Origin of the sequence: Paenibacillus popilliae ATCC 14706, assembly GCF_000315235.1 — a bacterium.
Classification (GTDB): Bacteria; Bacillota; Bacilli; order Paenibacillales; family Paenibacillaceae; genus Paenibacillus_B; species Paenibacillus_B popilliae.
Genome location: NZ_BALG01000402.1, coordinates 1 through 230 on the forward strand (window position 1 = coordinate 1; position 230 = coordinate 230).

Genomic DNA, 230 nt, shown 5'->3' on the forward strand with positions numbered 1-230 from the left:
CGAATTCACGACTGCGATGACGTTCTTCGATCGAACCGATCACTTCGCCGGTGACTAAATCAATGCCTGCCAGCAGGCTCAGTGTTCCATGCCGGTTGTACTCAGAGTCACGACCTATGGTGGAATGTTCCCCGGTGACGGGAGGCAAATCCTCGGCGGTATTGCCGATCGCCTGAATGCCAGGTTTCTCGTCGTAGGACAAATAAACGTCGCAGAGCGGTTTTATTTCT

Annotated in this window: 1 pseudogene; it reads right to left on the reverse strand. The window is 53.0% G+C overall.

Annotation, left to right across the window (positions count from 1 at the left end):
• Window positions 1-230 (reverse strand): annotated as a pseudogene (locus PPOP_RS21240) (IS630-like element ISCARN21 family transposase); the annotation flags it as partial.